Origin of the sequence: Alicyclobacillus fructus, assembly GCF_017329605.1 — a bacterium.
GTDB classification, from domain to species: domain Bacteria; phylum Bacillota; class Bacilli; order Alicyclobacillales; family Alicyclobacillaceae; genus Alicyclobacillus; species Alicyclobacillus fructus.
In genome coordinates, this window is the sequence record NZ_JAFMTY010000091.1 from 1 (window position 1) to 396 (window position 396).

General features: G+C 55.3%; 1 protein-coding gene. It reads left to right on the forward strand.

The window, feature by feature from the left end; all coding sequences use genetic code 11:
- Window positions 1–111: 111 nt before the first annotated feature.
- Window positions 112–396: transposase (locus J3481_RS14455; RefSeq protein ID WP_206832805.1), on the forward strand; the 285-nt coding region annotated here is incomplete at its 3' end.

The window sequence follows — 396 nt, forward strand, 5'->3', positions numbered from 1 at the left end:
CGGACAGCTAACGCCCTACTACCAGGTCGCTGAAACCGCCCCGGGGGTGGTCAACTTTTCAATTAGCAAAGTGGTCAACTTTTCGATTGACAAACACAGGAGGGTTCCCCAATGGCTCAATACCAGATTACCGTGGACGACGCGATTTTGGAAGGGCTCTTTCAGCGGGATGGGGGTGTGGCCCAGCTGGTGGAGAGCGTGGTCAATCAGATTCTCCAAGCGCAAGTACAAGAGCAGCTGAAGGCCGCGCCCTACGAACGTACGAAAGAACGCCAAGGCTACCGTAACGGAACTGTGACGCGTACGCTCACCACCCGCGTGGGACGACTCGTATTACGCGTTCCAAGGGTTCGAAATGGCGAGTTTTCAACGGAGCTTTTTGCTCGATACCAGCGT